General features: G+C 43.0%; 8 protein-coding genes. 3 read left to right on the forward strand and 5 right to left on the reverse strand.

What is annotated here, in order from left to right; all coding sequences use genetic code 11:
• Positions 1-296 precede the first annotated feature (296 nt).
• From IQ259_RS26110 to IQ259_RS26125, 4 genes are all read right to left on the reverse strand, one after another.
• A complete protein-coding gene (locus tag IQ259_RS26110) occupies positions 297-947 on the reverse strand; it encodes a Uma2 family endonuclease (RefSeq protein WP_193888895.1) in 651 nt (216 codons plus the stop codon).
• A 310-nt stretch (positions 948-1,257) separates the two neighbouring features.
• A complete protein-coding gene (locus IQ259_RS26115; protein WP_193888896.1) occupies positions 1,258-2,139 on the reverse strand; it encodes a hypothetical protein in 882 nt (293 codons plus the stop codon).
• A gap of 68 nt (positions 2,140-2,207) precedes the next feature.
• Positions 2,208-2,801 carry a DUF1517 domain-containing protein gene (locus tag IQ259_RS26120; protein WP_193888897.1) on the reverse strand — a complete coding sequence of 198 codons (594 nt, stop codon included), beginning with the start codon at positions 2,799-2,801 and terminating at the stop codon, positions 2,208-2,210.
• A gap of 43 nt (positions 2,802-2,844) precedes the next feature.
• Positions 2,845-4,410 (reverse strand): pentapeptide repeat-containing protein, encoded by a 1,566-nt coding sequence (locus IQ259_RS26125; RefSeq protein ID WP_193888898.1) that lies wholly within the window; start codon positions 4,408-4,410, stop codon positions 2,845-2,847.
• A gap of 128 nt (positions 4,411-4,538) precedes the next feature.
• On the opposite strand from IQ259_RS26125, the gene IQ259_RS26130 reads away from it, so the two are divergent.
• The gene (locus IQ259_RS26130) at positions 4,539-5,381 is read left to right on the forward strand and encodes a prephenate/arogenate dehydrogenase (RefSeq protein WP_193888899.1); all 843 of its coding nucleotides are present in this window, start codon (positions 4,539-4,541) and stop codon (positions 5,379-5,381) included.
• Between the two features lie 573 nt (positions 5,382-5,954).
• Positions 5,955-6,635: a hypothetical protein gene (locus tag IQ259_RS26135; protein ID WP_193888900.1), complete on the forward strand. Its 681-nt coding sequence runs from the start codon at positions 5,955-5,957 to the stop codon at positions 6,633-6,635.
• 429 nt (positions 6,636-7,064) lie between these two features.
• Here the strand turns inward: IQ259_RS26135 and IQ259_RS26140 are convergent, their stop codons facing one another.
• The gene (locus IQ259_RS26140) at positions 7,065-8,447 is read right to left on the reverse strand and encodes an aminopeptidase P family protein (protein ID WP_193888901.1); all 1,383 of its coding nucleotides are present in this window, start codon (positions 8,445-8,447) and stop codon (positions 7,065-7,067) included.
• A 293-nt stretch (positions 8,448-8,740) separates the two neighbouring features.
• On the opposite strand from IQ259_RS26140, the gene IQ259_RS26145 reads away from it, so the two are divergent.
• On the forward strand, positions 8,741-9,112 hold the full coding sequence (locus IQ259_RS26145; RefSeq protein WP_193888902.1) for a hypothetical protein: 372 nt from the start codon (positions 8,741-8,743) through the stop codon (positions 9,110-9,112).
• Positions 9,113-9,190 lie beyond the last annotated feature (78 nt).

Consider the following 9,190-nt stretch of genomic DNA (forward strand, 5'->3'; position numbering starts at 1 on the left):
CTAATTCACATTTGTTACTGGGATTCAATCATTTAATTGCAGCCATGAATCAATTTAAACCCTTTTATGCTTCTGGATGATTTAGCTCCTGAACTACTTGCTTATTCCGGAAAGTGACAGAAGAGGGATATAAGCAGAGTCAGAGTCACAGCCACTTTTTTATCATGTTCGTAGGTATGGCAGGCTGAAGCGATCGCGCTTGATGCCAACAAGACTACACAGATTCAGGCAGCAGTTACAAAAATTGGCGACGGGTTTACCAACTTAACGTTGCAGATAGCCGAATCATGGCGATTTTACCTACCAGCCCTTAATACCTGTTCAGCCCTCAGTTTTAAATTTGGGAAGGTTAGAGAGGTAATGGTCTGATTGCCTCGAAACTGCTGAATTTCATACTCTCCATTCACTAGCGTACAGATAGAGAGGGTGGGTTGTTTGGGCTTGCCAATGTGTCGAGTACCACCCAACGCTGCGTAGTCTGCAATCCAATATTCGGGAATGCCTAAAACCGCGTAGTCTTCAATCTTACGGGCATAATCGTTTTGCCAGTTGCTACTAACAACTTCCGCCACAAATTTAATTGAACTACCTAGCGTCAGGATTGACTGGTCAGACCAAAGCGGTTCTTTGGTAAGTTCATTTCGATCAACAACTGCAACATCAGGTCGAAATGCTGCCATCCCCGTGTTAGAAGGGCGCAATAGTCCCCGCTGAAGAACAAACCAAGGTAAGCCTGTTGCCTCGATATGGACACATATCTTTGTGGTAATGAAGGCTGCAACTTCTTCATGCTGGCCTGTTGGTTCCAAGTCGAACACTTCTCCATCGATCAGTTCGTAGCGGTTATCGCTACCATAATAGGCAAGAAACTCATCAAAGTTGAGTGGCTTCTGTTGTATTGGTTGGCTGTTCGGCTTTGCCGTCCCGGAGGGAATCGCAATGGTCATATATCAACTTAGCCCAGTTAATGCCTTCAGTCTAGCAGATTGAATATTTGCTACATGTATGACTGATTTTAAGCCTCGCCAGCGATCGCACTCTAACCGAATCAAACACCAGAATACAACCTTGAGATTTGTGCTGCTTAGATTCAAGAGGTAAAAGCTTAAATTCGTCATTCAACGTGAGTTCGACAGGTGAAAAAAAGCTGCGTGTCTACTAAAAAGAATACGAAATATGTGTAGATGGGGGTGAACTTAGTTCACTCCCATCTACACAGATGATAGTTTTAATGCTAACTACTGAACTTGAAATTGATTAACGTCGTCTACTACCAAAACCACCGGCGCGGCTAGGACTCCGCCCGCCACTGCCAAAACGACTACCAGAACTGCGTCTGGTAGTGCTAGAACTACCAGATGGTTTGAGTTCACTAGCACCAAAACCAGAACCGCTAGGACGATTAACCGTACTATTGCGGGGTGTAGTGCGGACGGTGGAATTACTAGGAGATGACCTTCTAATATTTCCAGTAGTGCGGAAAGCAGTACGATTTCTGACGGCTGCGGGTGGTTCATTATAACGGCTGCGGTAGCGACCTACAGCTTGGTCGTAGCTGGAACCGTAACCCCCAAAACCAGTTAGCACTCCTCCTGGTTGGTAAACAGGTGGTACATAGTACTGGGGTCTAAATAACAAACTACCAATTGCTTGACCTGCTATACTACCAGCTAAAGAACCAGCAAAGGGCGACCAAAAGCTATTTTCCCGCCGAACAACAACTGTTTCCTGTTGTCCTGATTGAGGATTAGTTTGAGTTTGGGTGACGTTGTGGACGTACTGGATTTTAAAGTCTTCTGTGAGATACAAAGCTGGCTGTCCGTTTTCTACCTTCAGGTAAGATTTCTTACCCTCTTTGATTTCTTCATCAGTCAGCCTTGCCATCTGCAAATTTTCGGTTGTAAAGGTTGGGGGTTTGCTGTTCAGTAAAAACAGGGTGTATTCCCCAGTTCCATCATCATAAGTAGCTTGTTGTACTTGATACTGGCCATCACTTAGTTTGGTAGTGGCAGTAGAGGTTTGGCTAACATTTTTACCTGATGGAGTGGTTTGTTGTGAACCTCCACAGGCAACAGTTGTTATACACAAACTCAAGGCTAAAACAAAAACTGTAAGTTTACGTAATATAGTCATGATCATTGCAGTATTGTCTTATCTCCGAGCTTAACAACTTCTCAAGGTGGGTAGTGTGCGGACAACCCAACAAATTACAAAGGTATCAATTCTGGGTAATATTGCAACAGATGATCGTTGGTGAGTTCATCACCCAACTGTGCTGGTGAAAAATGCACTTGAATTGCTTTGAGTTTGTTTTTGTAGTGCAAATTGATTAAAGCTTTTAAACCTTCTTTCAATGCCTGAACATTTGATAAATCAGCTTCTAACTCTGCAACTTCGCCTTCATAAGCTACGGTCATCATCACTACAACGTTGCGCGTTACGGGAATAGATAAGGGTTCTTCGAAGCTAGAGGTAGATTCCCAATCAATATCAGCACCGTATCTTTCGGCCGAGTCGGTAAATAACTCGTTTACGTAATCCCCTGCTTCGCCTTCACTCCAAAATACATCGCCTTCGTTGGCAGCAGACATCCAGTATTCATCATAGCGTAGTAGAGTTTCACTTAGTTCTACTAATACTTCTCCTAAAACCTGCAAATCACCCTCAGCATCGATCGCTTCCCTCGCACCGTGATTTAGTACACCTAAAATTGGTGCGACATCTGATCCGCCTAAATGCAAAAACAACCGACAGACTACATAGCGAGTCCGACCAACCATTCTGTTAAAGGTATCACGCATTTGCTACCTCCAAAAATTCTTTTATTACAAAATCGAGATTCTCTTATTCACTGATATAGTGGAAGCTTTTGAGAAAATCTACAACTATATTTAACGAAAGTGGTGCAAGTATGGCAGCTTCACTGGATTTATCCGCTAAGAATGCCCCATCTAGTTGCGAGTTATGAATAAATTTTTTACCAAAGTTTGGGTTATCATATACAGTCAACGTCTGAGCGCTGGAATTAGTTAAGATAGTTTGGGTAGGCGCTCTAAAGAAATTTATTTTTGCTGCTAATTCAAGATTTTTTTTCATTTGCCTAATAGTCTGAGCCTGAGTAATAGCTTGTTCGATCAGCGTGGTCAATTGCTTCACCCGATGGGGTGTTTTTAGCTTTAAATCGGATACATCTTCTTTATTAAGCATTTCTACCACTTGGTAAATACTTTTTTGTGTACTGGTGGCATCTCTAAAAGGGAGAATGGCAATACACGCAGTCGGGAATAAGGCTTCATCACTATCTACGCGGAATGTGAAGACAGTCCGGCGACGACCAATTTCCATACTAGGAGGTTGCTTGAGTATCCGATATTCCTGAGCAATTTGGAAATAAGCGCCAGCAAGGGCAAAGTTGGCTTCTGGTTCTAGGGCTGTATCAACGATAATCCGAATAGTTGGGGGTGTTTCGTTAAAAAAGTCCCGTGGGTCGTCGGCTTCAAACTTTTGGATGATCGAGCGATCGCCTTTTGGACTAAGATCAACCCATTCACAAATCATCCCTTCAGTTTTTAGCCCAAACCGTGAGGCGGAATGCAGTTTTGCTCCGGTTAAGGTTGCACCAGTTAAATCAGCACCAATCCATTCGGCTTTAATTAATGTTGTTTGTGTCAAATTAGCATGGATAAAACTTGTATTAGTTAAGTTGGCATTGCTCAAATCTGCCCCCATCAAGTTAGCACCACTTAATTTTGCGCCGCTTAAATCAGCCCAACAGAGTTTTGCGCCACTCAAATCAGCCCAACGGAGATTTGCACCACTCAAATCTGCGCCGCTGAGGTTAGCGTGGGTAAGATTTGCTTGTTTAAATTCAGCATCACGCAAATTTGCGCCACTGAGGTCAGTCCGATATAGGTCAGCGGCGTTTAAATTAGCCATTTCCAAATTAGCGCCAGCCAAGGAACTACCTTTTAAACTAGCTTCGCTCAAATTAGCGCGACGAAGGTTTGCTTGACGCAGTGTCGCTTCACGCAAATCAGCACTGCTGAGATTAGCTTCAAACAAATCAGCACGACTCAGTTCCGCCCGAATTAATTCAGCACGTACCAAGGAAGCACCCCGCAGTTGGGCGCGGCTGAGGTCGGCACGAATCAAGTTTGCCACATTCAAACTGGCATGATTCAAGATTGTACCCACAAAATTTACACCACTCAGTCGAGCGACATTTAACTTGGCATAACTCAAATTGGCTTCGCTGAGATTTGCGCCGCTGAGATTCACTATACTCAAATTGGCTTCGCTGAGATTTATGCCAATGAGTTTGACACCACTCAGGTTAGCTTCACAAAGTTCGATACCGCTAAAATTTGTGACCCCGGCTGCGTATTGTTCGAGCAATTCCTCTACAGTCATCGATGCTACCCATAAAGTATGAAGTTTGAAGTATGAAGTCTGAAGTAATACATTTCATCCTTTATGCTTCATCCTTAAAAGTTTCTAGACCCTAAAATGTACGTAAAAATAAACTGTCTAAATCAATTATGAATATTGGTATTTTAGGTTTGGGATTAATAGGCGGTTCTTTGGGTTATGATTTGCGATCGCAAGGTCATCATGTCTTGGGAGTAAGTCGCCGTGAATCTACCTGTCAAACAGCTGTAGCCCTTGGCAGTGTGGATGAGGCATCCGTTGAGATGAGTTTGTTAGCAGCCGCGGACATTATCTTTATTTGTACGCCTATCGCCCTTATTGTTCCCCAAGTTGAACAGTTAATTACATATATTTCTGCCGCTACGATTATTACTGATGTCGGTTCAGTGAAAGCACCGATAGTTAAGGCAATTTCTCCCCTATGGTCAAGGTTTGTGGGCGGTCATCCAATGGCGGGAACGGCAGATAGTGGGATAGAAGCGGCGCAAAAAAATTTATTTGTCGATAGACCTTATGTAATTACACCAGATGCGACAACACCCAAAGATGCGATCGCTATTTTAGAAGAAATTGTGCGATCGCTTGGATGTAAAGTTTACCATTGCCAACCGGAACAACACGACCGCGCTGTAAGTTGGATTTCTCATTTACCCGTCATGGTGAGTGCTGCGTTAATTGCTGCTTGTATGGATGAAACTGACTCGGAAGTTTTACAGTTGGCTCAAAATTTAGCTAGTTCTGGTTTTCGAGATACCAGCCGTGTCGGTGGCGGCAACCCTGAGTTGGGGGTAATGATGGCGCGGTATAATCGCCAAGCATTGTTAAGGTCATTGCAACAATATCGCCAAAACCTTGATGAATTTATTCACTTAATTGAGCAGGAAGATTGGACAACTTTAGACACAAAGTTAGAGTCAACGCAACAAGCAAGACCTTTGTTTACGGATGAGTAAGGATTGCAAAAGTGTAGTTTTGAGTATACTAGGCGATGGCGTTCCGCCCAGCGTAGCTGATCGCTATTTTATGAAAAATGAAATATTTTTTATAGAATTGGGCAGAAGCAAAAAAGCAATTAAAAAATAATCTTGTTACTTAACTTAACAGCTTTGGTTATGAAGTTTTCAGTAGCCAATGCTGGGTAATTTCCTTGTGTTGTTGTGGCTGGCAGCGTGGAAAAGTATTGAGTCAAAGCCAGTTGTCTCTACTAAGCTAATAATCTTCAAATTTCATCTGCACGTCTCTCGCAACTCCCTCGTTACTGCGTCTTTCTAGGCAGATTAGCTGACCCAGTATTTACTAACTTTCTAAAAAGTTTTTAACCTATCTATAACCTTGTCGTAAATCTTTCCTATTCAAGACTAGATTATTGTAATAGTCACTTCAAATAATTGAGAAAATAAAAAATATTTTGATTGAATCTGAAATAAAAATTGAGCCGAACAATATGATTTTTTAGCAATTCTGTATAAAAGTTGAACATTGAGAACATCCAGAAAATTTCTTGATATTCTCTATAGAGAAAAAGCTTGCAAGCCTTTTTATACCTGAATCGCTCAAGGATATATACGGCATACTTCCGTATAATAAATAGTGAGGAAAAAATGAAGCATATCGGGTTTCTCTCGTATGGGGCTGGCGTTGTCACAGGCATTGCTGTCAGTCTCGCGTTAACAGCTACGCCGCCACTGGCAGAAATCAAGAGTACTGTGGTTGATGAACTCGCAGAAGCAAGCTATCAGGAGCGTAGACAGGTACTTGATGCCGCGAACCAGGCAGCCAGGAATAAAGGGCTGACACTTGAGGCACTTGGGAAAGCCTGCAACTTACTGCCAGTACGCATCGGAGCGCTACTAAGTGGTCAAGCTCCCTTGGAGTTGCCCACACAGGATTGTCTGGAAAAGCAGATTGGGCTGAAGGCGGGAATGTTGAACCCGCTTCGTGTCCCACCAGTGCGGTGGAACGCCGGGGCGATTTACCGCCTTCATGAAGCAATCGATGTATACGCCCCTTCACTTCAACGCTGGATGAACGAACGCTTCGGGGATGCCATCTTGTCAGCGATCGACTTCACTGTCAACGTGGAGGAGACCAAAGGAAGCCAGGGCGAACGGCGTATGCGTATCATCCTTGACGGCAAGGCGCTTACCTACTCCACAGACGATAACTGGCGACCCACCGGCACCCAGTCGGCTGGCGAGCGTCGCTAAGTAAAAGTCCGAAGATGTGCTCAGACACAGTTAAAGACGGGCTGTCCTAACAACTCTTTCAGAGGGGTGCGGTGCTGCTTGCCGCGTCCCTTAGTCTTCTAAGTTTTATTAGACGGTTTCTTCGCAGAGGACTAAGAACTGAAGTTCTGCCAAATTGGCAAGTCCTAAATATAATTTAGGACTGGTCTATTGGTTTCTTTGGGGTGTGACGGCTGCGGGTGCGGAATGTGGGTTACAAAATAGAAAATATATATCTGTGAATGAAAGTTTAGTTTTTCCTCATCTTCCTCTTCTGGAAATTGCTAAGATTACTTAGATTTGTTCGAGAATTTCGGAACTAGGTGAAGATCCAAATTCAGCACAGATTAAGAGAAAATTCTGAAAATCCTGCTGAGACACAGCACTGGTACGTCTCTTTGTCGAATATTTCTATTTATGAACTAAACTCTCTATAGTATCAACATCATTGGGTAACGCGGCTGTTAGAACTTCCCTACCCTCGGCAGTAACTAAAACATCATCTTCAATCCGAATGCCTCGCACATCATTAAAGTGTGATAAATACTCCCAATTCACCACATCTTGATATTTTTTGCGGTTATCAGTATTATTCAAAATGGCTGGGACTTGATAAAATCCCGGCTCAATCGTAACTAACATTCCTGTACGCAGAGGACGATTGAGACGCAGATAACTCAAGCCAAAGCGATCGCTTCTTTTCCTTCCTGCTTCATATCCCGCCAAATCTCCCAAATCTTCCATATCATGGACATCTAAACCCAGTAAATGACCAATCCCGTGGGGAAAAAACAGCGCATGAGCATCTATTTCTACTAAGTTTTCAGGATTACCTTGGAAAATGCCTAAATCTACCAAACCTTCAGTAATTACTGTGGCTGCTAATAAATGAATATCTCTATACTCTACGCCGGGGCGAATATTGGCAATGCAAGCATCATGAGCCGCTAATACAACATCATAAATATCGCGTTGCGTAGTGGAAAATTTGCCAGAAACAGGCCAAGTTCGAGTAATGTCAGCCGCCCAACCCATCTCAGTTTCCGCACCAACATCAGCTAGTAGTAAATCTCCTGGTTGCAACAGGTGATCATATTTTTCATTATGCAAAACTTCGCCGTGAACGGTGACAATACTATTGTAAGAAGTGGTCATATTATGGGCAATAATTACCCCTTCCATTGCCGCCCGCACTTCTGCTTCAAGTTTAGCTTTAGGTGTGGTTGCCATACCAACTTTGTGTGCAGCAACACTCACAGCCGCAGCTTTGCGTAACTCAGCTAGGGCTTCTGCATCGTGAGTCAGGCGTAAAGTGACAATTGCCTTGGCTAACTCCATATCTAATCCCTCCAAGTCAGAGGATGCAGATATCTGTCTTTGCAAAATTTTGGACTGAACAAGGGTAGTCTGATAATTCTGCACAGGAATTGAGGCCGCACCACTCCCTCGATATTTCAATTCAGACATGGTTCTAGCAATATCTGCGCCTATCTTCTCGGCAATTTCTTCGCGTTTGGGTGTTTCGCCATGCCATAGAGCGCTACTCGGCTGAGGATCATCCATAAACAACTCTAGTTTACCTGCTTCCAGACGAATGGCAGCGTTGTGCAGGGGCAATCCGGCAAAATACAAGAAATGACTACTGGCGCGGAATGGATAAGAATTAGCACTAAAGTTGCGAGGGCTGCTACTTCCTGACCAGATAATTACAGGAAAATCAATTAACTGAGACAATTTTTGCCGTCTGTGACGTAGAGTTTCGGCGAGGGTGCCGGAGATATTTTGTATAACCATAAAAAGAAGTCAGGAGTCAAAATTGAGAATACTCTACCCACGAAGAGATAGAGTTTTAGAATTCTAGATATCTGATACTAGTTTCGCTCATTATTCTCCTCGGTTTTAAAACACATAAGTAATCAGACAGAATTAATTACACAAATTTTTGACTGTCACCTGTGAGGTTACTTGTATATTGATGAGCTATATCTGCCCCAAAAAGCTAACTGTATCTTTTTTACGGCAAATATTTGGGAATTATAAGGAAGAGATTGTCAGCGTCATCTTCCATCCAAGATAGGTACATAAATATGAAAAACTTACCGGATATACTGCTGCGCTTATTTTTTGGTGGTGCTTTGGTTGCACTTGGCACAGGTATTATACAGTATGGCTCTGGTGGTTTCATTGTTACCTGCAAAGCTACTCAATCAAAAACAGCATCTTGTACAACAACTGAACGTTTAGCATTTAGTCAACAGATAATTGAAGAGAAAACTATTGATAATATTATTCAAGGAAAGGTTGTCATAATTAATGCTACACGATCAGATCCAGATGGAACTCATAGTCAGGATATACAGTTTTTTCGGGTTTTAGCGGCCACAAGCAAAGGCATTAGTTACCAAATTGGCTTAGTGGTGCAGAAAACTTTCCGGACTTTCAAGTTGAGAACACAGTGACACGGAAGAACTCAATTTGTTGCTCTATCTGCGTTCGTTTTTTTAGTGAAGCAGTGGCAGGTGGAGGACTGTTTCGAG

The organism is Fortiea sp. LEGE XX443 (genome assembly GCF_015206815.1).
Taxonomy (GTDB): domain Bacteria; phylum Cyanobacteriota; class Cyanobacteriia; order Cyanobacteriales; family Nostocaceae; genus Nostoc_B.

Bases quoted from the DNA above. Each gene is read 5' to 3' on its own strand.
- IQ259_RS26120 (WP_193888897.1), bottom strand. From the start codon at position 2,801: ATGCGTGATACCTTTAACAGAATGGTTGGTCGGACTCGCTATGTAGTC.
- IQ259_RS26115 (WP_193888896.1), bottom strand. From the start codon at position 2,139: ATGATCATGACTATATTACGTAAACTTACAGTTTTTGTTTTAGCCTTG.
- IQ259_RS26145 (WP_193888902.1), top strand. From the start codon at position 8,741: ATGAAAAACTTACCGGATATACTGCTGCGCTTATTTTTTGGTGGTGCT.
- IQ259_RS26110 (WP_193888895.1), bottom strand. From the start codon at position 947: ATGACCATTGCGATTCCCTCCGGGACGGCAAAGCCGAACAGCCAACCA.
- IQ259_RS26125 (WP_193888898.1), bottom strand. From the start codon at position 4,410: ATGACTGTAGAGGAATTGCTCGAACAATACGCAGCCGGGGTCACAAAT.
- IQ259_RS26130 (WP_193888899.1), top strand. From the start codon at position 4,539: ATGAATATTGGTATTTTAGGTTTGGGATTAATAGGCGGTTCTTTGGGT.
- IQ259_RS26140 (WP_193888901.1), bottom strand. From the start codon at position 8,447: ATGGTTATACAAAATATCTCCGGCACCCTCGCCGAAACTCTACGTCAC.